This window comes from Armatimonadota bacterium, assembly GCA_031459765.1.
GTDB lineage: Bacteria > Sysuimicrobiota > Sysuimicrobiia > Sysuimicrobiales > Kaftiobacteriaceae > Kaftiobacterium > Kaftiobacterium secundum.
Genome location: JAVKHY010000004.1, coordinates 98,926 through 121,460, shown reverse-complemented (window position 1 = coordinate 121,460; position 22,535 = coordinate 98,926). Strand labels below are relative to the sequence as shown.

Below are 22,535 nucleotides of genomic sequence, written 5' to 3'. Positions count from 1 at the left end.
CGCGCGGAGGTGGCAAGGGCCGGACGAAGAGTTGACCCGGATGCGTCAGCGAAGATACCAGGCGATGACCGTCGAGGCGGTCAACCAGGCGACGACCGCCCCCAGCGCCAGGAAGGGGCCGAAGGGGATGGGATCCCGCCGTCCGCGCCGGCCCGTGGCCAGGAGCACCACCCCAACCAAAGCGCCGGTGGTGAAGGCTACGAGGAGGGCGAAGGCGATCGCCGGCCATCCCAGGAACGCTCCCATCACCACGGCCAACTTGATGTCTCCTCCGCCCATGCCCCCCCGGCTGAGGATGGCGATGAGCAGGAACACCGCGCCGGCGCCGGCGCCGGCGAAGAGCGCGTCCGCAAAGCGGCCCTGCGGGACGGCCAGCAGCAGTCCGAGGACGATCCCCGGATAACTGAGGGCATTGGGCACGATGCGGTGCTCGAGATCGATGAAGAAGATGGGGATCAGCAGGAGCACGAAGACGGCCGCCGCGGCGAACTGGAGCGTGGGACCTTCGCGCAACCACAGCAGGGTCAGCAGCACGGCGGTGAGCAGCTCGACGAGCGGATAGCGCCAGCCGATGGGCCGGCGGCAATAGCGGCAACGCCCGCGCAGCAGCAGGAAGCTCAGCAGCGGGATGTTGTCCCGCGCCGCGATGGGCGTCCCGCAGGACGGACACTGCGAGCGCGGGGAGACCAGCGAGCGGCGGCGCGGGAGACGGTAGATCACCACGTTGAGGAAACTGCCGAGGGCGGCGCCGAGCGCGAAGATCAGGACCGCGGCGAACCCATGCGGGATCATTGTCGGGATCACCGCCGTCGTCCCTGCAGCTCGGCAATGGTCCGGGCGAGCGCCTCGGCCGCCCGGCGCGCGTCGTCGGCCGTCACGGCCGCGCCGCCGTAGGCGACGCGCTCGAAGAGGGCCGTCACCTCGCCCGCGGCGTCCCGTGCCCCGGAGGGGACGGCCCCGAGGAGTTCACGCGGCGTCAGGTGAGGGTGACGCACGACGCCCCGCCGCCGCAGGGCCCGGAGCATCGCGGCGTAGGCCGCCCTGACCCCGTCTCGGGGACGGATGGCGCCGACACGCCAGCGGAAGAGGACCAGGGAAACCGCCAGCGTTGCCAGCACGCCGAGCAGGACACCCGATGGCGGCAGCCGGAGGGCCAGGCCGGGCAGCCCGGCCAGCAGCCGCTGCGTCGCCGCAGCGGCCCACACCGCGGCGTCCCGGGCCAGCCACCGACCTTCCGTCCGGGCCGACACCTCCTCAGGCGTTGGAAAGCCCGGCGTCGGCTCGAACTCGATCCATCCCGCGCCCGGCAGGTACACCTCCACCCAGGCGTGGGCGTCCGCGTTGCGGACCTCGTAGTACCCGGTGAAGAGGTTGTAGGTGCCCGTGGCGTACCCGGTGACCAGCCGCGCGGGGATCCCCGCCGCGCGCAGCAGGACGGTCATGGCGCTGGCAAACGCCTCGCAGGCGCCCTGTTTCGATTCGAACAGGAAGTAATCCACCGCGTCGGCCCCATGCGGCAGCGGCGGGGCCTGAAGATTGTAGGTGTAGTGGCGCACCAGGTAGCGGTTGACGGCGACGGTCTTGTCGTAGACGGTGTCGTGCGCTGCGGTCAGCGCCGCCGCCAGCGCGCGCACCCGCTCCGGCACCGCCGGCAGCTGCAGGTACCGGTCGCGGATCGCCGGCGGGAGGTCGCCGCGGCGGCGCCGGAGCAGCCCCGGCGCCGGGCGCGGGACGCGGCTGATCACGCTGTAGATGGTCCCTTCCTCCAGCGCCGCGGGGCTGCGCAGTCCGGCGTAGCGGTCCACGCCCACACTCCCTGTCGGCACGTACACCTCGAAGGGACGGTAGGCGGCGAAGAAGACGTTGGGCTGGGGCGCCTCGACGTAGAAGGTCTGGATCACCTGCTCGCTGTCGGCGGGCCACGGCTCGTCGGCCGTCAACCGAGGCACGATCCGCGGGTCCTCGGAGATGAACTCCTGCACGGTCTGGTCGGCCATGCGCCAGCCGACGCCCGTGTACTCATCGAAAGCCAGCCCCCGCCACAGTGCCGGCCGCGTGCTGCGGACGCGCATCACCACCGTCTCGTCCAGCACGCCGCGCAGACGGAGGTCGACGGCCGAGGAGAACCCCACATATCCCTGCGGGTTGAACACCGGAGGGGGGCGGGTGGGGTCGGCGGCTCCACCGGGATCAGGATACATGGGGTTGATGATCCGCGCCTGCAGCCGTGCCAGCAGAGAGAGCCGGGGCGAAACGGGCAGCCAGCGCACGCGGAGTCCCGCGCCCCGCGGGATCGCCGCGAACAGAACGGCGCTCACCACGAGGGCGGCCAGCGCCAGGGCCATGGCGGCCCGACCGAGGTGGCCGGGGTGCAGGGCGCCCGCCGGGACCGTCATCGAGACCATGGCCGCGCTCGAGGCCGCGGCGAAGGGCAGCAGAAGCACTCCGAAGGCGGCGTCGCGGGCATAGACCGCCGCTACCGCAACCAGCACCACCGCGCTGGCCAGCGAGTACTTCAGGTCCTTGCGCGCCGGCAGGTCGAAACTGTGCAGCGCCTGCAGCCACAGGAACAGGTTCACCAGCGCCACGCGGGGATCGTAGGGGTTGGCGATCAGCGCCGAGAAGAAGTCGCGCGCGGCGACGAACACCAGGGCGGTGATCGCCGCCTTCAGCCACAGCCTCCGGCGCCGGCGGAGGAGGTGGCTGGTCGCAAACCCTCCGGTGATCGCCGCCGCGGAGAGACCCGCGCGCACGGTAAACTCCTCAAAGATCCCCACCGCCAGCACGGCGATGAGAACGGCCAGCAGCACCAGGGTCCGGACCAGGACCGAGTCTTCCGGCGGTGGAGGCGGCCTCAGGAATCGAGGCACGTCCCCACCTCCTCCCCCTCGCGCAGGAGCCGCACCGGAACGCCCAGCGCCGCCAGCAGCAGGCCGCCGGAGGGCGCGCCGGCCAGGACCGCCACCAGGGGATGGCCGCGGGCGGCCAGCGGCGTCACCGCCTCGGCGTCGCCGGTGAAGACGACTGCGGGCGTCCCCGCAGGCAGCGTCGCGCACAGCTCGGCCGGCGTCCGGGATCCGCGTTGCTCCACCGCGGCCAGAAAGCGCAGCGCCTCCGTCCATCCCACGGCGATCGGCCCGTCGGGGCCGTCGGTCAGGATTCGCACCGGCTGCCCTGTGCGGCCGATGAGGTGGGCGACGGAGGCCGCGGCGCGCACCAGCGCTTCGAACCCCTCCGCCCCGCAGGCCGCCGGCCGGGTGTCGATCACCAGCACGGCCCCCGGCTCCACGTCCCGCTCGAACTCGCGGACCACCAGCGTCCCCCGCCGGGCCGTGCTGCGCCAGTGGATGTGCGACGGATCGTCGCCCTCGCGGAACTCCCGTACCCCCGCAACCTCCATCCCCGTCCGCGACGGCTTCAAGTATGGGTGCAGCTCCAGCCCCCGCCGCCCCGGCAGGGGGAAGCGCCGGAGGACGGCGTACCGCGGCAGGACGGTGATCACTCCCGGGCAGTCCGCCCGTCCGGAGGCCCTGAAGAGCCCGGTGAGGCCCACAGAACGCAGCTCGATCTTCCGCGTGCGGTGGATGCCCCGGCGCCTGGCCACGGTCTCGTAGGCGGCGCTCACCGGACCGCGGACGAGGGACAGGAACACCTCGCCGGGATCCAGCCCCGGAACCTCATCCCGCAGGTGCAGCAAGAAGCGGGGCAGGCGCGTCGGGCCGACGGCCAGCTGGACGATGACGCGGTCGCCCTCCCCCACCTCCGCCGGGAGGGCGCGGCGCACGGGCAGCGGCCGCACAGCCAGGACGGCGCTCAGCCACCCGGCCAGGCCGAACCCGATGAGCAGGGCGTCGACGGCGTAGACCCATCCCGCCTGCAGGTTCACGGCGACGAAGAGCAACAGCAGGGTCAGGACGGCGTAGGCCGCGGCGTCGCGGGTCGGCATCGGCTACCTCGTGATCACCGGAACGGCGACCGAACGGAGGACCTGTTCGACCGCCGCGGCGGCCACTCCCCGGGCCGCCGTTCCCGAAACGCCGCGGACCTGCAGGCGGTGGGCCAGGACGGGGACGGCCAGCGCCTTGATGTCGTCCGGCAGGACGAAGGGACGGTCCTGGAGATACGCCCGCGCCTGCGCCAGCCGGATCAGGCCCAACGAGGCCCGCGGGCTGGCCCCCAGCACCACGTCCGGATGGGTGCGCGTGGCGGCGACGATCTCGACCGCGTACTCCACGAGAATGCGGTCCACGAAGACCTCGCGCACCGCGGCCTGCCAGCGCAGGATGCCGGCGGGGTCCACCACGGGGCGCAGGGTCTCCACGGGATGGCCGCGCTGCTGGCGGGCGACAACCTCCACCTCCTCCGCCGGCGAGGGGTAGCCCAGCTGCGTCGCCACCAGGAACCGGTCCAGCTGCCCTTCGGGCAACGGGTAGGTGCCGTGGTGCTCCAGCGGGTTCAACGTGGCGATCAGGAAGAACGGCTGCGGCAGCGGGTGCGCGGTGCCTTCGATCGTGACGTGGCCTTCGTCCATCGCCTCCAGAAAGGCGGCCTGAGTCCGCGGCGTGGCCCGGTTGAGTTCATCCGCCAGGACGACGTGGGCGAAGATCGGACCGGCCACGAACCGGAACTCGCCGCGCGACGCGTCGTAGACCATTCCCCCGGTGATGTCGGCCGGCAGCAGGTCGGGGGTGGCCTGAATCCGTCGGAAGGTCCCGCCGATGGAGCGGGCCAGCGCCCGGCCCAGCATCGTCTTCCCCACCCCGGGAACGTCCTGCAGCAGCACGTGCCCGCCGGCCAGCAGCGCGGCCGCCACCAGCTCCAGGGCGGCTCGCTTGCCGACGATGACGCGTTCCAGGTTGCGGATCAGGCTCTCGACGTGGACCACCAGACCTGCCCCACGAAAGAAGCGATCTCCGCCTGAAATCGGGGGACCGAAAAGCGCTCGGCGTGCCGGCGGATCACGCCGGGATCGAAGCGCCGGCGCTCGAAGGCCTGCACGGCGCCGAACAGCGCCTCGGGAGTCGGCAGGCGGAAGAACAGCCCGGTCTCCCCCTCCACCACGCTCTCCAGCGCCCCGCCTTCGGCGTAGGCGATGACGGGCCGGCCGCAGGCCTGCGCCTCGACCGGCACAAGACCGAAGTCCTCGACGCCGGGGAAGACCACGGCCCGGCACCCGCGGTAGTAGTCGCGGAGGACGTCGTCGGAGACCTCCCCGACGAACCGGACCGTGGGGCCGGCCAGCGCGCGCAGGCGCGGCGCCTCCGGGCCGTCGCCCACCACGACGAGGGGCCGGCGCGCCCGGGTGAACGCCTCCACGGCGAGGTCGATGCGCTTGTAGGGCACAAGCCGGCCGACGGTCAGGAAGTATTCTTCGCCCGTCCGCCTCTCCCCGGGCGTGAAGAACGCGGTATCCACCGGCGGATAGATCACCGTCGCTTCGCGGCCGTAGTGCGCCCGGATGCGCGCGGCGACGTGGCGGGAGTTGGCAATAAAGTGATGGACCCGAGCCGAGGTGGCGTGATCCCACCGGCGTAGCCAGCCCAGCGCCGCCGCGGCGAGGGGGCGGATGACCGGGGGCATCGCCTGCAGATACGTTCCTCTCAACTCCCAGGCGTACCGCATCGGTGTGTGGCAGTAGCAGATGTGCACCGCCCTCGGCGGGACCAGGACGCCCTTGGCGCAGGCGTGGCTGCTGCTCAGCACGACCTGCACCCCCCGCAGGTCGAAGGTACGCGCCGCCAGCGGCATCAGGGGCACGAGCCAGCGGTGGCGGGAGGTGGCGCCGGGCAGGCGCTGCAGCCAGGACGTCCGCACCGGAAGGCAAGCGAAGGGTGCCGGCAGCCGGGCCGGATCGGCCAGGAACGTGTAGACGGGGGCGTCGGGGAACACCTCGTGGAGGGCCAGCAGGACGCGGTCGGACCCCCCCAGGGTGATCAGCCAGTCGTGGACCAGGGCCACGCGCAGCCCCTGCACCCTGCGTCCCGGATCCGACACGGCGCGGGAAGGCTCGGACACCACCGTAGCCTGTTCGCGAACGAGACCCATTGCCCTTGGCTGTCTTGCCCCTGGCCTCCGCCGGATAGTCGCCCAGCGGGGTGTTACAATGAGTCCGGCATGGGGGTCTTCAGGCAGGTCATTGAGATCGGCCCTTCGCCCGCCGGTCCGTTCCGGCCCGTCGAAGCGGTGGTGGACACGGGCGCATCCTACACCCAGGTGCCGCGCTCGGTTCTGGACAGCGTCGGTCTCAGCGCCACAGAGCAGGCCGAGTTCACGCTGGCCGGCGGGCGCACCGTCAGGCGAGGCATCGCCGAGGCCTACGTGCGCCTGGGCGGAAAGGTGCGCGCGACCCTGTGCATCGTAGGCGAGGACGGCGCCCAGGCGCTGCTCGGCGCCTACACCCTGGAAGGCTTCGGGCTTACCGCGGACCCGGTCAACAAACGGCTGGTCCCCACCACCCTGTACCTGCTGTGAGCGGGTTCGATCAGTAGGCGCCGCGGCCAGCGATGACCGACGGCACGGTGCGAAACAGGATCTGCAGGTCCAGTCCCAGCGACCAGTGGTCGATGTAGTACATGTCCAGCCGCACGCGCTGGGCGTAGTCCGGCTCGTCGTGGCGGAGCACCTGCCACAGCCCCGTCAGCCCCGGCTTGACGCACAGGAGGCGCCGCTCCCAGGGGCCGTACTTGGCCAGTTCCTCCTCCACGATCGGCCGCGGACCGACCAGGCTCATCTCGCCCCGCAGGACGTTGAGCAGCTGCGGCAGCTCGTCCAGGCCGGTCCGCCGCAGGAAGCGGCCCACCCGCGTCACTCGCGGATCGTCCACCAGCTTGAAGGAGCGCTCAAATTGCCGCCGCAGCCGCTCGTCCTGCGCCAGCACGGCCTCCGCATCCCGGATCATCGTGCGGAACTTCCAGGCGGTGAAGGGCACCCCGCCCTTGCCGATGCGCCGCTGGCGGTAGAAAACCGGTCCCGGGCTGTCCACGACGACGGCCAGGGCGCAGAGGACGAACACGGGGAGCGTCAGGACCAGCCCGATCAGCGCGCCGACGACATCGAGAGCGTCTTTGAGGTGCTTCCCCCATCCCCCGAGCGGACTGCCCTGCAGACTCAGCAGCGGCAGGCGGCCGACGACCTCGACCGCGGCGCCGGTGGCGGCCAGGGTATACAGGTCCGGCACGATGGCGAAGGGCACCCCCGCCTCCTGACACAGGGCGGCCACCCGCATCGTCTCCTCCCGCGCCTCCTGCGGCCGGGCGATCACCACCCGGTGCGCCCCGAACCGCCGCACCGCCCGCAGCACCTCCCCGGGAGAACCGGCCACCGGCAGCCCGGCGACCTCGGATCGGGCGCGGTCGTCGAGGAACGCCACCGGCTGCTGGCCCAGCTCCGGACGCTCGCGCAGGGCCCGGGCCAGCGCGACCCCTTCCGGTCCGGCCCCGACGATCAGCACCCGCCGGACGTCGATGCCGCGGGCGCGCAAGGCGCGCAGCCCCACCCGCAGCGTGCCGCGGGCGCCCAGCATCAGCCCGGTGCTCAGGGCCCACGCCAGCAGCATCCACAGCCGAGAGTAGGAGAAGTCGCGGTAGAAGAAGGAGCCGGCCAGCAGCACCATCATCCCCATGGCCACGGCGCTGGCCACCTTGAGGGCCTCGTCGAAGAATGGCTGGATCTGCTCCCGGTACAGCCCGTAGGCGGCGAAGATCAGCAGCCAGGTCGGCAGCAGGGGGGTGAGCACGACGAAGTACGGCGCGGCCGGCGGCTCGTCCAGGGCGGGGATGATCTCCCAGCGGAACCGCAGCAGGTAGGCCAGCGAGAACGCGGCCACGATCATCCCCGCGTCGAGCACGACCGCCAGCAGCACCCGCAGTTGTCTGCGCCGGCTCTCCGTCAGCATCCCCGGTTCCCTTTGGGGAGCATGCCCGTCCGAAGGGGCAGATAGTCGAGGGAACCGACTCTGGAAGTGTAGCGCTCCGGTCTACCAGGTCGCCTTTGTCATTGCCTCGCGGTTCCGATCAGATACTCTCCTCGCCTGCCCTCGACAGGATCTCCCATACGCGACGGGCGGTGCGATTCCAGTCGAACAGCGCGGCACGCGTCAAACCGCGGCGCCTCAACTCGTCACGCAGATCTGGGTCGTGGACGACGCGCTCGATGCCCGCCGCGATGGAGCTTACATCGAAGGGATCAACCATCACCGCGGCGTCGCCCACGACCTCCGGCAGCGCCGTCGTCCCGGAAGCCACCACCGCCGTCCCCGACGCCATGGCCTCAAGGGCTGGAAGCCCAAAGCCCTCATAAAGAGAAGGGATCACGAGAGCTACCGCGCCCCTGTACCAGGTGGCCAGCCCGGCATCGTCTACCCATCCGGCAAACACCAACCGTTCCGCGATGCCAGCCCGCCGCGCTTCGGCTGCAGTAACAGCATCGGCCGTTCCGCTCATCACCAGCCTCATCTCATGCGGAAGGGACGCCTGCGCGATGGCCTGAAAGCAGCGTTTCAAATTCTTGTGCGGCTTCCGATTGCCAACGTAGAGCAGATATGGATAGCCGGGCTCCCGACGCTCGCCCTCTGGCGTAAACGCGGCCGATGCAGCCGGTGGCACAACGACCACTCGCGCCGAATCGTCTCCGGCCCAATCGTGGATCTCTCGCCTCGAAAATTCCGACACGGTGAGCACGCACGCCGCACGTCGCACCGCGGGCCGCACGAAGGTCCAGTAGTAGGCCTTCTTCGTCGCGGTGATCTCCTCGGGGAAACGTATGTGGATGAGATCATGAATGGTGAAGACAAACGGTACAGGCGAGTCCAAAGGAGAGTTGTATCCGGGACTGAAGAACACTCCTGATCGCCGTCGGCGGAGGACCCACGACAGCACGAGGGAGTCTACGGGGTTGTTCGGCCGCAACCCATTCCGCAGAAGGTCGACACGAGGGAACCGAGCCAGCAGTTCAGCGGCAAAGCGCCCGATGCCGTGCGGTCCCAGCCACCTCGCGTCGACCAGAACCGATGATGTCGCGGCCATGTCTACCTCAGCCAGCCGAGCACTCGCCCCCGGGCGACCGCCCAACGAAATCGAGCATCATCACGGCGGCCTGCCGCAGCAGCTGCGACGGCCCCAATGACTGCGCGGGAGACCTGCTGAAAGACAAACCACGGAGGATAGTGGTGCTTCCGTAGCACTCGTCCCATGCCCATCCCATAGGAGAACCCAAGGGCTGCACTGTTGCGCACCGGCTGCTCATGGTAGACGTAGAGGGCCGGATCGTAAAAGATGCGAAAGCCGGCGGCCATTGCGCGCAGGAGGTAGTCGGTCTCCTCTCCGGAGCCCCACCGAGTGCCAGACCCGATCCCCAGGCTCTCATCGAATCCCCCTACCCTTTCCACAACCACACGCTGAAGAAAGATCGTGTAAGAGGTGGCTCGACGCCAGACATTGCCGGGCGCAAGAAGGCCAGAAGTCTGATCCCACCTCATGCCGCCGGACGGGCGGTGAACGCTATCCACGGCACGGCCAGCGACGCCCTGCCATGTTCCGCTCTCCAGATGTCCGACCACACGGACCAACAACTCCGGAGGATACCAGCAATCGTCGTCGGGGAAAGCCAGAACATCTCCAGTAGCCACGGCAATGCCCTGGTTGCGTGCCCGCGATAGACCCCGAGAGGCGCGAAGCCGCCTGATAGCATAGTGCATCTCGTGTGAAGCAATGAGCCGATCAACTCGATCGTCGTCGTTCTGGTCGACGACCACCACCTCGAAATGAGGATAGGTTTGACCCTCCAGCGACGCGAGGAACCGCGCAACCTCTCTCGTTCGTTCGACTGTGGCAAGAATGAGAGAAAACTTCACGATACGAGCTGCCGAAAGAGGGCTTCCCATCGCGGCACAATGCGATCGGGGACGAACTCCAGAACCCGCTGCATCCGGCTCCTTCGGGCGGCCTCATCGCCGGCATTTTCGCGTAGCGCTTCTTCGATGGCCCTGGCCAGCGCCTCGGGATCCTCGGGGGGAACCAGACGCCCGAAACGCCCATCTGCCAGGATCTCGCGGGGTCCCGCCCCGCAATCGGTGGACACAACGGGGACACTCAGGGCCAGGGCCTCAAGCAAAGCCATCCCGAATCCCTCAAAGCGTGATGACAGGACGAAGACGCGGGCCGCTTGCATCAACGGATACGGGTTTTTCAGGAAGCCCGGGAAGATTACGGAGTCTGCCACTCCAAGCGTTGCGGCCTTCAGCTCCAGGTCCCGACGGTTCGGGCCTTCGCCAACGATAACAAGCCGATGTTCTATGCCGCGGCGCCGAAGCCGCGCGTGGGCCTCCAGCAGCAGGTCGAATCCCTTCTGAAAGTCGAGTCTTCCGACCGCCACTACTGTTGCTGCGTCATTTAGGTCCAGCGCAACGGGCTCGGCCGCAAGCCTTGTCACCCGATCCAGATCAAGAAGGTTCGGAATCTCGACAATGCGTCCCTCGGAGACGCGAGCGCGTCGACGCAAAGAGGCGCCTACTGCGGCCGACGGGACAACGACCACGGGAAACCTTGGATACAAGAGCCTTGTCGCCACCGCCCGTAGACGGCCGGCCTTTTCTTCTAGGAACCGATCCAAAACGGTATGCACCCACGCCACAAAGGGGCGCCGTGCGACTCGAGCTGCCGCACACGCCGCGAAAGTGGCATCCAGCTCCAGGGCCCCCACAACCACATCATTCCTCCGGGCTTCGTCCATGATGGCGCTCAGCAGCCACGGCAGTTGCTCACACAGCCTGCGTCGCGGATTCCCGGCGCGCACCGGAACATCATCAGGAACACTGTCCCGTAACTGCCCCTCGTCTTTGAGGAGAAAGAAACAGGGACGGAAGTCTCGGCGGTCAAGATGGCGGACCAGATCCAGCGCAACCCGCTCCGCCCCTCCACCCTGGAGATTGGGGAGAACAAACAATACCCGAATCACACACTCACCGGTCAGGTTTCTCCGCTACAGCGATCAGATTGAACTCCACGGGAATCCGTAGCGCCTCACGGCCGAGTTCCCCAATAAGGAGCAATCGCCACGCGAGACGTGTGACACTGCCAAGCAGCCACCGGATCAGCCCGGCCGTTGTGGCTGGGCGAATTCGTTCGCCAAAGACGGACAGCGTGCGGAGGCCCGCGACCGCGAATCCCGTCCGCAGCGAGTGCTCGGTAAAGATGAGCTCATGGGTAAGATCCCGGAACCGGGCGCGCGCAGCGGTCGGTGCATTCGCATTGGGTGTTTTGACAATGACACGTCCGCCGGGCTTTAGGGCAGCCGCGACGAGATCTAGGAATCGTAGCAGTTCGTCCCGATCGAAATGCTCGATGACATCGAGGGCCAAAATGGCGTCGAACTGCTCGCGACGCGGTGCTAAAAAGTCGAAGGCATCCGCCTTTCTTACCGGGAGCCCGCGCGCCTGGGCAAGCGCCACCTGCTCCTCGCTCACATCAATCCCTTCCACCTGACGGTACCCCTGGCGGGCAAGCATGTCCACCGCATAGCCGATCCCGCACCCCAGGTCAACAATTCGGGAGTCCCGGTGCGCTGGAATCCACCGCAGTAGGTGGTCTCGCAACGCGGTCAGGCGGGCCTCGTACGCGGCCCCGTGGAGCGGATTATCCTCGCCGTAGGATGAGGAAAAGTAACGCCTGTAAATCCGTTCTCGGTATGCTTTCATCTGGCGACGAGCCTGCGGTCGAGCCACACGAGATAGCTCCCGAGCAACGTCGCATATGAGATGATCGCGGACAGAGCGGCACCAGACAACCCCAGCCGCGGTATCAGCATCAGGTTGGCCGCAACATTCACGACCACCGCGATGCCCACGCAAATCAGGGCCCACCGCTCCCAGCCCCGCGCGATGTAGGATGTCCCTTTCACGGCCACAGTGAAGTCAAACAATACCGCGGCAGCGAGGATACCCAGTACCCCGGCTGCGTCAAGGTAGGGATCGCCGTAAATAAGACGGATGATGTGGACGCGGAGCCCCCATATGAAAAGGGCGATGACCGCGCCCGCCGCGACGGCGGTACCGACTAGCCAATGCCCCACCGCTACGCGATGCTCGCGAAACCTGACCAGCACGGGCAACGCGGCGGCAGTCAAAGCATAGAACGCCCCCATAGGCAGCTGAATGACTCGATAAGCGGCACTGTAAAGGCCGACGGCATGATCTCCCAGCAACGCACGGACGAAGAGCACGTCGAGACTCGAGTGTGCCAACACTGCCAGGTTCGTCGCGAACAGGATACTGCCGGCGCGTAGCCTGGTGCGCGCGGCGCCGTACTCTCGATGCCAAGACCACCTCCACATTCGCTGGGGCATACGCGCTGCCTGCGTGACCAGTACGAGACTAATCGTGGCCGTCAAGATCGCGGCACCGGTCCGGACCGCAGGAACTAGGAGGAGATCTCTCGGTCCGTGAACGACGAGTACCGATCCAAGTAGTATCAGTCCGGGAAGCAGCGCGACAATGAAAGCCGCTTCCGTCATTCGTTCCGCGCCGCGGAAGGCGAAGTCGGGAATCGCCGCCAGCGGGATAGCTGCGAGGAGCGTCATCCCTACAACCGCCCTGGTTCGATCGTCCCATGTCCCAAACCATGCGGCGGGGAGCGCCACCGCCGTGACGCCCACGGCCAGGATGGTCCGCAAGACCGTCACTCCCACGGCTATCCGGCGGGCATCCGATGGCGTGCTGGCAATCTCGCGTACCCCCGACGTGCCCAGCCCCCAGTCCGCGACCAACACCACATACCCCAAGAGCACCTGGGCGAAAGTCAGCAGTCCGAAAGCTTCTACGCCAACAACGCGTGCAAGGTACGCGGCCGTCCCGAACGAAAAAATGCGCGACGCCGCATCCCCCGCAAGCAGTCTTCCGGCGTGGCCGAGGACGCGCCTGTGAAGCGCGGCCGCAGAACCGATGGTCTTCAGGGGACTTGGGGCGGCAACTGCGTCACCGTTCATGGGTATGAGCCTGTCTCCCTGACAGAGCCTGCCACCCTCCCCAGAGATCTTCGCCTGAGGGCACGATAGTCAGCCCCTGCAGAACGACTCGCTCGGCAGCTCCCCTCCGGCCCATCCGGCGGTAGAGCGTCGAGAGCTGCAAATAGGCGGGAAGCCTTGCGGGATCCTCCTGCAACAACCGTAGCAGGACAGTCTCTGCCACCTCTCTCTCTCCCTGCCGCTCCTCCCACACCGCCCACTCCTGGAGCAACGAGGCCGCCTGCGGCCAGAGCAGCATATACAGAACGCCTTGGGACAGCCCCTTGCCGAGGTACTGCTCACCCGCTTGGCGATAGACCTTCCCGGCCTCGTCCGACCGGCCCTGAGCGAGGTAGACGGACGCCAGCAGACGGTAGGCATCCGGGCGGTTCGCGGGATCCAGTGACAGCGACCGCAGGAGGAGTTCCTCTATCTCCGCGTACCTGCGTTCTGCGCCGTGGCTCTGCAGGATCAGGCGGGCCAGATCCAAAGGATGCGCGGCGTTCCTGGAGTCGAGGGCCATCGCCCGCCAGAGGTGAGTCTCGGCAGGCGCGGGATTGATGGGGTCACTCTGGATCAAAGCCACCGCCGCGGCGGCGTGGTAGCCGGCGTTCAGCGGGTTCCAGTGCGCCGCGGCCAGATAGGCCTGGACGGCGCGGTCCCACTGATGACGGCGGGCGAAGGAATGGCCGTCCACGAACTTCCGGTGGGCGACGGAGATGCTCTGGGCGACCAGCGCGGCCAGCAGAAGGCCGATCACGACGACCAGCCTCAGCCCAAGGACGCCGGGTCTGACGCGCCGGGAGGTCGGGACTGAACCGCGGGTGACCAGCGCCGAGAGGATTCCCGTCGAAGCCCACGCTGCGGCCGGGGCGGCCGGGAACATCCAGTCCATGTCCACGGCGCTGTGGGCGAAGAACGCGATCAGGCCGACCCCTAACCCAACAGCGACGGCATAGGACTCGGTTCCCCGAGTTACGGCGAGACTGCCGAGCCACGTCAGGAGTATGCCTGCCACCACAGCGATCGTGGAGAGGAAACCAAGAATACCCATCTCCGCCGCAGCCTGCAGGTAGAAGTTGTGCGCGTCACGCGCGTAGTATCGGGAGTCGCGCTGGTAGGCCGCGTGTACCGCGCCGAAGGTCCCCGGTCCCGTCCCCAGGACGGGGTGATCCCGGAAGATCGCCAGGGCGGCCCGCCAGAAGTGGAGCCTGCCCCGGATCGAGTAGTCGCCCACATCCGCCGTCGACGATGCCCGCCCAGCGATGCCGGCGACGGTGGCGCGGGCGCCGGCTGCGCCCGCCAGACCCACCGTGACCGCAACGACCGCCGCGCCCACCACTGCCAGGCGGCGCGCAGCCTGCCACCACGACGAAGGCCGGAGAACGATCCCCACCACCGGGAGGACCGCGGCCAGGCTCAGCCAGGCCCCGCGAGAATACGTGAACAGCAGCGCGACCAGGAGCAGCGCGGCCATCGTTCCATGCGCCAGGGCCTCACGTGCGGCCCGCGCCCGCAGACATCGCAGGAGTTCGACTGGAACCACCAGCAGCAGGAACCCCGCGAAGGGGTTGGGCCAGTAGAACGTGGCGTACCAGCGCATCCGGGGATCGCCGGCACCCCAGAAGATGAACAGCCCGTAGAGGACGAGCGCGCCGGCGATGGCGACGAGGGCGTCGGTCGCCCGACGCGCGGCTTGAGGGGTGAGCAGGGTGGAGCCCGTGGTGACCGCGATGCCAATGTACATTGCCCAGAGGAGGATCTGGCGCACACTGGCCTCGGGACGGACCGACGTCGGCGACGTGACCGCCATAACGGCGAGCATGAAGAGGCCGCTCCAGGCGGCGGGACTCAGGCGCGCCCGTCCGGTCCACACCAGAAGGGCCAGCAGCAGGAGGACCGTGATCTGCGCCATCGCCAGACCGAAGGGCTCCCGGCCGCCGTCGCCGATCGCCAGCCTGAACAGAACGGCAACTGTCACGACCGAACCAAGCCACCACGGCGCGGCCAGTCGCGCGGAGAACTGTCGCGTGCGCCACCCGGGGACGACGCGGGTAGTAAGGTTGTCGGCCATGGGCGGCATCTTGACTGCCGGTTGCCCGAGCCCTGTCATCCTGTACCCCTGCTCCGTATATGCCCGTCCAGGCAGGACGCGCGTCGCGCGTCGCGGCCTGGATCCTCCGGAATGCGGCCGCGGTGTGGTACCCTGTTGGTGGCGCAGGAGGGCAGGAGGCCGAGATGGCGGTGGAGACCATCGAAGCGCGTCTGGCCAGGCTGGAAGGGGCTTACGATCAGATCAGTGCCCGGCTGGGAGGCGTGGAACAGCGCCTCAGCCAGCTCGACGAGAGGCTGGAAGCGCGCTTCAACCGCCTGGACGACAAGATGGATCGCCAATTCTACTGGCTCCTGGGGTTGCTCGTGATCTCCATCCTGCTCCCCGTCGCCATGCGGTACCTGCCCGTCCCGTGATCTCTACCATTCCCTGCCGCCGTCTCCCACCCGCAGGCGGCGCCGGCCAGCAGCCAGACCAGCGGCGCCACCGCGACGATACTGAACGAGAACTGGAGCTGGATAAGATAAGCCGCCAGCGCGGCCAGCCAGCCGCAGGCAAGGACGCGGTCGGGACCTGAGACTGTACGGCACAGCCGCCAGGCAGCGAAGAGGACGGAGCCCCAGAGGGCGATGTAGGCGACGGCCCCCACGAGACCCATCGACACTGCAACCTGCAGCAGGTCGTTGTGCGCCCGGTCGATGATCACCGGCCTCACCCCGAAGGCCTCCACGAGAGAAGCGCGGTCGTAGGGGAACACCACCCCCAGCGTCTCGAGGCCCCACCCCGACAGCGGTCTCGCCCGCACGAGGTCGATCACGCGCCGCCAGATGTAGATCCGCTGGGCGAAGGAGCCGGCACCGGGGTCCGCGGCGGCGGCGGCCCGCTCGACGATGGGCGTCGGCGTACCCGTCGCCACCAGGAGAGCTCCACCCGAGACGACGGCGGCCAGGACGGCGGAAAGCGCCACCGTCCGCGCGCCCGGCGTCCGTCGAAGCAGCAGGAAGAGCAGAACAACTCCTGCCGCGGTCCCGCCCCACGCGGCCCGCGTAGACGTAGAGGCCAGGGCTACCGCCATCATGACCAGCGCCCCGGACCAGATGATCCTCCTGGCGCCAGACGTCGCAGCGGCCATCGCCATACTCATGGGGAGGGCTACGCTCAGATACGCTCCCAGCGCGATCGGGCTCCCCAGTGTGCCGAAGACCCTCGGCAGGTGGGGAAAGGCATACCAGTCGTACACGTAGGCCTCTGTGAAAAACTGCGGCCCCAGGCCGAGCTGGAAGACGGCGTGGACGGAAGCCAGGACCGCCCCCACTCCCAGGCACCGGGTGAGCAGCCGCATTCCCTCTCCACCGGCGAAGAAGTGCACGGCGATGAAGTACAGGGCGACATACGCCAGCACCGTGAGGAGTCCCTCGTGGCGGCCGGAGGCGCCGAAGAGCGTCAGCCGTGGGTCCACCGTCACGCCGGTCGTGAGCAGCGCCGCCAGCACCAGGAGCCAGGCGGCGAGTTCCGGCCTGGTCGAGCGCCAACGAGGCGACCTCTTGGCGAGATAGGCCGCAGCCCACCCGACCAGCATCGCCGGCGTGAGGATCCAGATCAGCAGGGCCTTGATCGCACTGTAGGCGTCCCGCGCCCACGGGTTGACAGCGAGCGGTACGGCAATCGCCAGAGTGACTCCTAAGCCACGGATCCACAGGGAGATCGCCTCTTCGAGGCGTCCGCCGGAGGCCGGAGGCGCCGGAGACGCCTTAGGGTCGTGGCGGTCCAAGATCACGAAGGTTGGCATGGACCTGCCGAAACTGCGGGTTCAAGATGACTGCTCGCCGCCATTCGCGCCGGGCCGCGTCGCGGTCGCCGAGACGGGCGTAGGTGTGGCCAAGGTAGTACGCGGCTAGCCAGTCCGAAGGGTTGAGGTCCAGGGTCCGGACAAAATCCCGTCGAGCCTCGTGAAGGCGTCCGCCCCTGAACTCGATGATCCCCCGTTCCCGGAGGAACGCCGGCTCGTAGGCTGCAGGATAGGCAGCCAGGATGGAGCGGTACAGTGCGACGGCGGCCTCCGTCTTCCCCTGACGGGCCAGCAGGTCGGCGAGACTTCGGCGCGGCCCCACGGCATCGGGTACTAGGACGATCGCCCGTCGGAACAGCTCGGCCGCCTCATCCGGCCGGCCGGTTGCCAGCAAAGCCAGCCCGCGTTCGTAGGCCTGAGCCGCCGCCTTCTCATTCCCTACCGAGGCAAGGGCCTCGCCCAACCTCGATCCCGCCGGAAGCAGGGCGGCCACGCAGACTCCGAGGAGTGCCCCGCGGATCCACCTCAGCAGATCGGATCTCGACACTGCCCCTCCTGGAAAGGGCGAGGGTGCGACGGGGTCAGGGCCCCTCGCACCCTCATCCGGTTGCACGATGGCCTGGTGCGATGGCTACGGCGACAGGCCGCCGCCAGGCGTGTAGGTCAGGCCGTTCGGCACGATGGCGTTGCAGGGACTGCTGGTCCAGCCCGCCGGCGTGGTTAGCGCGTAGTCCTGCGGCGGCGATCCTGTGGGAGTGTAAACATACGGCTGGTTGGTGCACGGATCGTTCGGCGTGGACCGCAGGTAGTTCTGCGGCGCGGCCGCCAGCTGGGCCAGGGTCGTCGGATACGACCCGTTGTCCACAAAGTAGCTCTCCAGGGCGGTGGCGATGTTCTTCATGTTGCCCTTGGAGGCCGAGACCTGGGACTGAGCGCGGGCCCGCAGGAAGTTCGGGATCAGGATCGCCGCCAGAATGGCGATGATGGCGACGACGATCAGGAGTTCGATCAGGGTGAAGCCGCGCTCGTTGCGCAGTCTGCGGTGGAAGAACCGGAGCATGTGTTTTCCTCCTCTACTCAGAAGGTGAAACCCTCGCCAGGGTTTCTCTCTGCCGCACATCCTGCCCACCATCGCCAGCCTTTAGACCTGTCCGCCCTCCGGGCCTGTGGCCTCCCCGGGCCAATTGCCCTCAGGGAGTGGGCACGGAGGGGGCGCCTACCAGAACTCCTCCGACCGGGGTATAGACCACGTACCCCGTCACCCCGGCCTGGGTGTACTTGTTCGGACCGTCCGAGAGCACGAAGTTGGTGCGAGTGGCGTTGGTGGCGTAGGCGTAGGGCGCCCGGTCGATGGGCGACCGGGGGACCGAACGGATGTACCCCCCCGACTCCAGGGTCGTCTGCCAGTTGGACGCATCGGGATAGACCTGATTCTCGTTGTAGTAGATGTCCAGGGCGTAGGCAATATTGCGCAGGTCGAGCTGGCAGGTGGCCAGCAGGGCCGAGGCGCGGGAGCGGACGAAGTTGGGGATCAGGATCGCTGCCAGGACGGCCAGGATGGCGATGACGATGAGTAGCTCGATGAGCGTGAAGCCTGCCTGCCGATGAGTCCGCGTCAATGGATGATCCGCCGCGCATGCAGTTCAGAGGCCCGGCGCATCTAGACCGGGCCCTGTCATGCTGCCTATACCCCGGCTGGCCCCGGTTTAGGCGGCCCGCGGGGGGACGGGGAGTCTGGAGCCGGCTTGCGGGGGGGCATGAAGCGGGGGGAAGGAAACTCCCGGCCTGAGAGGAAACAACCTGCGAACAGGTCGACAAGGAGAGAACCCATCGATGCGCTTTGCCGTCGTCCTTGCAGCCGCCCTCCTGCTTCTGGTGCCGGTCCGGCCGGTAGCCGCCCAGCAGCCCCCGCCCCAGCAACCCCCGGCCGCCCAGGAACAGGCCCCGCCGCCGCAGTTGCCGGCCCCGCCCCGGCCGGAGGGACCGGCCGGCCCGCGGAACATCGTCCCCGGCCGGTCGCTGGCCGGTGTGGCGATCGGTGCCCGCCTGAGCAACGTGCTGACGCGTTTTGGACGGCCCTCCGCCATCCGCGAGACCGCTCTGGACACGGCGTACCTGTTCAGTCGATACGGGATTACGGTCTACGCCAGGTCGGGCGCCGTCACCGCGGTGGCCAGCACCAACAGTTTGCTGAAGATCGACGAGACGCTGGGCGTCGGGTACCGGGTGGAGAGCGTCTACGAGGTCTTCGGCCGCGACTTCCGGCGCGGGACGGTGGAGGGCTTCCCCGGGCTGATCTACGAGGGCCGCGGCATCGCCTTCGGTCTCGACGGCCAGGGGGTGGCGGCGATCCTGGTGTTTCGCCCTGGCACCAGCGCCATGGTCTCCGCCCTCCAGCGGGGTGCGCCGGCGGCCATCCCGACGGCCACGGGATACCCCAACGTTGCTCATCTCCGGGGGTACACGGCGGAGACCCGGTTCATGTCCCTCGCCGGGTACCTGCGCCGCCTGGTGTACGAGACCTCCGGCATCTGGATCACCGCCGAGGAGGCCGAGCGGGTCGTCCGGGAGCAGTTGAGCGCGTCCCACTGAGCCAGTCTTGTCAACGCAAGAAAGGCGGCCGGGGGGAGTCCCTCCCGGCCCTTCTCATGCCGCCTGAAGTGCTCTGGGTGTCGCACGCCTTCGCCAGCAGGCGCACCCGATAGCCAGACCGGGTCATCGCCGGCAGGGCGCGCCGATGCTATCATCTCCGGTGAGGAGTCCCGGGGCACAGTATGAGTGTGACTTATGTCGAGGGAATCGTCCGGGCGGGCCCGGTGGAGGTTCCCGTGCGCTTCCTGGTGGACAGCGGCGCCACGTACACGGTGGTTCCCCACGACGTGTGGCGCCGCCTCGGCCTGGCCCCGAGCCGGCGGGTCGCCTTTGCGCTGGCCGACGGGACGACGGTGGAGCGGGCGGTTTCGGAGTGCTACATCATCCTGCCCCAGGGCGCCGCGCACACGCCGGTCGTCCTCGGCGAACCCGGCGACGAGGCGCTTCTGGGGGTGGTCACGCTGGAGATCCTGGGTCTGGTCCTCAACCCCTTTACCAGAGAGCTCCAGCCGATGCGGATGATGTTGGCCTGAGGACCGCCCGAACCGGGCCTCCTTGCCCCGGTTCAGATGTGTGACTACAATTGGGTTCGCGTAACGTGGGCAGGGCCGGGAAAATCCCCGGCCCTGCGCATTGCTCGACCGAACGATCCCAGCGGTTACTTGATCCCCGTGATGATCTGGTACAGGGGCATGTAGAAGGCCAGGACGATGAAGCCCACGACGAAGCCCAGGAAGAGGATCAGCAGCGGTTCGATGATCGAGGTCAGCTGGGACAGCGTGGTCTCCACTTCCCCGTCGTAGAAGTCCGCCACCTTGGTCAGCATGGAGTCCAGCTGGCCGGTCTCCTCGCCCACCGCCGTCATCTGCACCACCATGGGCGGGAACAGCCCGCTGGCCTGCAGGGGCAGGGCCACGCTCTCCCCTTCGCGGATGCTGGCCCGCACGTTGTCGATGGCCTGGCTGACGATGGTGTTGTCCACGGCCTTGGCCACCACCTCTAGGGCCTGCATGATGGGGACGCCGCTGCTGATCAGCGTGCCCAGGGTGCGCGAGAAGCGGGAGATGGTCACCTTGCGCACCAGCGGCCCGAAGATGGGGATGCGCAGCTTGAACCGGTCGAAGTTCATGCGGCCGGGCGGGGTGCGGATGTAGAGGCGCAGGCCGTAGAGCAGAAGGACCAGGAAACCGAAGATGATGTACCAGTAGGTGGTCATGGTGCGGGTGAAGAGGATCAGGATGCGCGTCGGCCAGGGCAGCGTCAGGTCCAGCCCCTCGAAGAAACCGATGAACTGGGGCAGGATGAAGAACACCAGGAACATGATGATGCCGATGGAGAAGATGAAGATGGCCACGGGATAGGTCACGGCGGCCCGCACCTTCTGCCGCAGGGCCATGTCCTTCTCGTAGAAACCGGCGATGCGGTTGAGGACCTCGTCCAACACACCGCCCACCTCGCCGGCCCGCACCATGTTCACCATCAGCGAGCTGAAGGTCTGGGGGTGCTTGCCGAAGGCGTCGGACAGCGTCATGCCCTGCTCCACGTCGCTGCGCACCTCGCCGATGAGCTTCTTCAGCTTGCTGGACTCGGACTGCTCCTCCAGGATGGACAGCGTGCGCACCATGGACAGCCCGGCGTTCACCATCGTGGCGAACTGTCGGGTGAAGACCGTCAGCTCCCGCAGGCTGACCTTGCGCAGGCGCCGCAGCCCCTCCCGAACGTCAATCTTGGGCGCCTCCCGGGAGAGGCTGGTGACGTAGAACCCCATGTCGCGCAGCTTGCCGACGACCATGACCTCGGTCTCGGCCTCGATGGCCCCGGCCACCACGCGGCCCGAGGCGTCACGCGCGCTGTATCTGAACGTGGCCATCTCGCCTCACCTCGTTCCTTCCGTCCGTCGCGGCCGCCCGCCGCTACTGGCCTCCCCGCTCGATGAGCTTGCGCAGCTCGTCCGGATAGATCGCCCGCGCCAGCGCGTTCTCCAGGGTGATCAGACGCCGGGAGTACAGGTTGTACAGTGCCTGGTCCATGGTCTGCATCGCGTACTGGGCGCCGGTCTGGATCGCCGTGTGAATCTGGTGGGTCTTGGCCTCGCGGATCAGGTTGCGGATGGCCGGCGTGGCGATCATGATCTCGATCGCCGGCACCCGCCCCACCTCCCCCAGTGACGGGAACGCCGAGCCCGAGGCGATGGTCTCCCCCCCGCCGCTGCGCACCGCGGCGGCCACCGGCCGGCGGGTCTCGGCCTGCCGGGTGAACTGGAGGTTCGGCAGCAGCTGCTGGGAGAGCACCGCTTCCAGGACCGCGGCCAGCTGCACCCGGATCTGCTGCTGCTGGTGCGGGGGGAAGACGTCGATGATGCGGTCGATGCTCTGGGCGGCGTTGGCCGTGTGCAGGGTGGCGAAGACCAGGTGGCCGGTCTCGGCGATGGTCAGCGCGGCGCTGATCGTCTCCAGGTCGCGCATCTCGCCGATCATGATGATGTTGGGGTCCTCGCGCAGCACGGCGCGCAGGGCGTTGGGGAAGCTCTGGGTGTCCTGCCCCAGCTCGCGCTGGTTGATGATGCTCTTGCGGTGGGCGTGCACGTACTCGATGGGGTCTTCGATGGTCACGATGTGCGCCGACCGCTCGTTGTTGATGAAGTCGATCATCGCCGCCAGCGTCGTGGACTTGCCGTGGCCGGTGGGCCCCGTGACCAGGATCAGCCCGCGGGGCAGGCGGCAGAGGTCCTTCAGCACCGGAGGCAGGTTCAGGGCTTCGAAGGGCGGGACCTTGTCCGGGATGACGCGGGCGGCCACACCCACCGAGCCGCGCTGGCGGTACAGGTTGACGCGGAAGCGGCCCAGCCCGGACACCGAGTAGGAGAGGTCCAGCTCCCAGTTCTTCTCGAAGCGCTGCTTCTGGAAGGTGTTGAGCATGCTGTACCCGAGCTGGAAGGTGTCCTCGGGCGTCAGTACCGGGTAGTTCAGCGGCTGCAGCTTGCCCCAGACCCGGATCGTCGGCGGGATGCCGACGGTGAGGTGCAGGTCGCTCGCTTTGGCGTCGACGGCTTCGCGCAGCAGGTCATCGATGTGCATCCAGGGCTCCTCGGCTGGTCCTCCGCCT

General features: G+C 68.2%; 22 protein-coding genes. 4 read left to right on the top strand and 18 right to left on the bottom strand.

From position 1 onward, the window contains the following. Nucleotides 1-45: 45 nt before the first annotated feature. From QN141_06985 to QN141_06965, 5 genes are read right to left on the bottom strand one after another with little or no spacing between them, the layout of a single operon-like run. Nucleotides 46-804: a prepilin peptidase gene (locus tag QN141_06985; protein MDR7558216.1), complete on the bottom strand. Its 759-nt coding sequence runs from the start codon at nucleotides 802-804 to the stop codon at nucleotides 46-48. Next, a complete protein-coding gene (locus QN141_06980) occupies nucleotides 801-2,870 on the bottom strand; it encodes a transglutaminaseTgpA domain-containing protein (GenBank protein MDR7558215.1) in 2,070 nt (689 codons plus the stop codon). Before QN141_06980 ends, QN141_06985 begins: the two co-directional genes overlap by 4 nt. After that, nucleotides 2,855-3,946 (bottom strand): DUF58 domain-containing protein, encoded by a 1,092-nt coding sequence (locus QN141_06975; protein MDR7558214.1) that lies wholly within the window; start codon nucleotides 3,944-3,946, stop codon nucleotides 2,855-2,857. The genes QN141_06980 and QN141_06975 overlap by 16 nt, the downstream gene beginning before the upstream one ends. 3 nt (nucleotides 3,947-3,949) lie before the next feature. Beyond that, nucleotides 3,950-4,885: a MoxR family ATPase gene (locus QN141_06970; protein ID MDR7558213.1), complete on the bottom strand. Its 936-nt coding sequence runs from the start codon at nucleotides 4,883-4,885 to the stop codon at nucleotides 3,950-3,952. Next, on the bottom strand, nucleotides 4,864-6,015 hold the full coding sequence (locus QN141_06965; protein MDR7558212.1) for a glycosyltransferase: 1,152 nt from the start codon (nucleotides 6,013-6,015) through the stop codon (nucleotides 4,864-4,866). The genes QN141_06970 and QN141_06965 overlap by 22 nt, the downstream gene beginning before the upstream one ends. Nucleotides 6,016-6,114: 99 nt before the next feature. Between QN141_06965 and QN141_06960 the strand changes: the two genes are divergently transcribed. Further along, on the top strand, nucleotides 6,115-6,471 hold the full coding sequence (locus QN141_06960) for a retroviral-like aspartic protease family protein (protein MDR7558211.1): 357 nt from the start codon (nucleotides 6,115-6,117) through the stop codon (nucleotides 6,469-6,471). 10 nt (nucleotides 6,472-6,481) lie between these two features. Here QN141_06960 and QN141_06955 read toward each other — a convergent pair whose 3' ends face one another. From QN141_06955 to QN141_06925, 7 genes are all read right to left on the bottom strand, one after another. After that, the gene (locus QN141_06955) at nucleotides 6,482-7,894 is read right to left on the bottom strand and encodes a sugar transferase (protein ID MDR7558210.1); all 1,413 of its coding nucleotides are present in this window, start codon (nucleotides 7,892-7,894) and stop codon (nucleotides 6,482-6,484) included. 118 nt (nucleotides 7,895-8,012) lie between these two features. Next, the gene (locus tag QN141_06950) at nucleotides 8,013-9,023 is read right to left on the bottom strand and encodes a glycosyltransferase family 1 protein (protein ID MDR7558209.1); all 1,011 of its coding nucleotides are present in this window, start codon (nucleotides 9,021-9,023) and stop codon (nucleotides 8,013-8,015) included. A gap of 2 nt (nucleotides 9,024-9,025) precedes the next feature. Next, nucleotides 9,026-9,850 carry a glycosyltransferase gene (locus QN141_06945; GenBank protein MDR7558208.1) on the bottom strand — a complete coding sequence of 275 codons (825 nt, stop codon included), beginning with the start codon at nucleotides 9,848-9,850 and terminating at the stop codon, nucleotides 9,026-9,028. After that, on the bottom strand, nucleotides 9,847-10,953 hold the full coding sequence (locus QN141_06940; protein ID MDR7558207.1) for a glycosyltransferase: 1,107 nt from the start codon (nucleotides 10,951-10,953) through the stop codon (nucleotides 9,847-9,849). Before QN141_06940 ends, QN141_06945 begins: the two co-directional genes overlap by 4 nt. A 4-nt stretch (nucleotides 10,954-10,957) precedes the next feature. Further along, nucleotides 10,958-11,692 carry a methyltransferase domain-containing protein gene (locus QN141_06935; GenBank protein MDR7558206.1) on the bottom strand — a complete coding sequence of 245 codons (735 nt, stop codon included), beginning with the start codon at nucleotides 11,690-11,692 and terminating at the stop codon, nucleotides 10,958-10,960. Then, nucleotides 11,689-12,978, bottom strand: a complete 1,290-nt coding sequence (locus QN141_06930; GenBank protein MDR7558205.1) for a flippase — start codon at nucleotides 12,976-12,978, stop codon at nucleotides 11,689-11,691. The genes QN141_06935 and QN141_06930 overlap by 4 nt, the downstream gene beginning before the upstream one ends. Beyond that, nucleotides 12,968-15,070, bottom strand: a complete 2,103-nt coding sequence (locus QN141_06925; protein MDR7558204.1) for an O-antigen ligase family protein — start codon at nucleotides 15,068-15,070, stop codon at nucleotides 12,968-12,970. The genes QN141_06930 and QN141_06925 overlap by 11 nt, the downstream gene beginning before the upstream one ends. 164 nt (nucleotides 15,071-15,234) lie before the next feature. On the opposite strand from QN141_06925, the gene QN141_06920 reads away from it, so the two are divergent. After that, entirely contained in the window at nucleotides 15,235-15,465 is a 231-nt protein-coding gene (locus QN141_06920; protein ID MDR7558203.1) for a hypothetical protein, read from the top strand. On the opposite strand, the gene QN141_06915 is transcribed toward QN141_06920, so the two are convergent. From QN141_06915 to QN141_06900, 4 genes are all read right to left on the bottom strand, one after another. Then, a complete protein-coding gene (locus tag QN141_06915) occupies nucleotides 15,393-16,838 on the bottom strand; it encodes an O-antigen ligase family protein (protein MDR7558202.1) in 1,446 nt (481 codons plus the stop codon). The two genes, QN141_06920 and QN141_06915, sit on opposite strands and share 73 nt — an antisense overlap. Further along, a complete protein-coding gene (locus tag QN141_06910; GenBank protein ID MDR7558201.1) occupies nucleotides 16,801-17,385 on the bottom strand; it encodes a tetratricopeptide repeat protein in 585 nt (194 codons plus the stop codon). Before QN141_06910 ends, QN141_06915 begins: the two co-directional genes overlap by 38 nt. A gap of 84 nt (nucleotides 17,386-17,469) precedes the next feature. Beyond that, nucleotides 17,470-17,898 carry a prepilin-type N-terminal cleavage/methylation domain-containing protein gene (locus tag QN141_06905; protein ID MDR7558200.1) on the bottom strand — a complete coding sequence of 143 codons (429 nt, stop codon included), beginning with the start codon at nucleotides 17,896-17,898 and terminating at the stop codon, nucleotides 17,470-17,472. Between the two features lie 130 nt (nucleotides 17,899-18,028). After that, nucleotides 18,029-18,457, bottom strand: coding sequence for a type II secretion system protein (locus QN141_06900; protein ID MDR7558199.1), 429 nt, complete (start codon nucleotides 18,455-18,457; stop codon nucleotides 18,029-18,031). A 214-nt stretch (nucleotides 18,458-18,671) separates the two neighbouring features. Between QN141_06900 and QN141_06895 the strand changes: the two genes are divergently transcribed. Next, the gene (locus tag QN141_06895; GenBank protein ID MDR7558198.1) at nucleotides 18,672-19,430 is read left to right on the top strand and encodes a hypothetical protein; all 759 of its coding nucleotides are present in this window, start codon (nucleotides 18,672-18,674) and stop codon (nucleotides 19,428-19,430) included. Between the two features lie 182 nt (nucleotides 19,431-19,612). Then, a complete protein-coding gene (locus QN141_06890; protein ID MDR7558197.1) occupies nucleotides 19,613-19,963 on the top strand; it encodes an aspartyl protease family protein in 351 nt (116 codons plus the stop codon). A 125-nt stretch (nucleotides 19,964-20,088) separates the two neighbouring features. On the opposite strand, the gene QN141_06885 is transcribed toward QN141_06890, so the two are convergent. Beyond that, nucleotides 20,089-21,300: a type II secretion system F family protein gene (locus QN141_06885; GenBank protein ID MDR7558196.1), complete on the bottom strand. Its 1,212-nt coding sequence runs from the start codon at nucleotides 21,298-21,300 to the stop codon at nucleotides 20,089-20,091. Nucleotides 21,301-21,343: 43 nt separating this feature from the next. Next, nucleotides 21,344-22,507: a type IV pilus twitching motility protein PilT gene (locus QN141_06880; protein MDR7558195.1), complete on the bottom strand. Its 1,164-nt coding sequence runs from the start codon at nucleotides 22,505-22,507 to the stop codon at nucleotides 21,344-21,346. Nucleotides 22,508-22,535 lie beyond the last annotated feature (28 nt).